Annotated in this window: 1 pseudogene; it reads right to left on the reverse strand. The window is 69.9% G+C overall.

The annotated features are described in order from the left end of the window. Window positions 1–657: pseudogene (locus B1964_RS18815) on the reverse strand (acetyl-CoA C-acetyltransferase); the annotation flags it as partial.

Raw genomic sequence — 657 nt, forward strand, 5'->3', positions numbered from 1 at the left:
GTCGCACCGAGCGGATGGCCGAGGGCGATGGCACCGCCGTTGGGGTTGACCTTCGCCGGGTCGGCGCCGGTCTCCTTGAGCCAGGCCAGCACCACCGACGCGAACGCCTCGTTGATCTCGATGACGTCGATGTCGTCGATGGACAGGCCCGTCTTGTCCAGCGCGTACGCGGTCGCGGGGATCGGCGCGGACAGCATCATCACCGGGTCGTCGCCGCGCACCGAGAGGTGATGGATGCGGGCCCGCGGGGTCAGCCCGTAGTCGGTCAGCGCCTTCTCGGACACCACCAGCGCGGCCGATGCGCCGTCGGAGATCTGCGAGGCGACGGCGGCCGTCAGGCGCGATCCCTGCGCCAACGGTGCGAGCCCGGCCATCTTCTCCAGCGATGTCTGGCGCGGACATTCGTCGACGACGCAGTCACCGAGCGGCGCGAGCTCGTTGTCGAAATGACCCGCGGCGATGGCCTGTGCCGCGCGCTGATGTGACTGCAGCGCCCACGCCTCCATGTCCTCACGGCTGACGTCCCAGCGCACCGCCATCGCATCGGCGCCGGCGAACTGCGAGATCTCGGCGTCACCGAAGCGCTCCCGCCACCCGGCGGATTCGGCTGTCGGCGTGGTGAATCCGAACTCCTGGCCGGCGATCATGGCCTGACTG

It is taken from the genome of Gordonia sp. i37, assembly GCF_002043085.1.
GTDB lineage: Bacteria > Actinomycetota > Actinomycetes > Mycobacteriales > Mycobacteriaceae > Gordonia > Gordonia polyisoprenivorans.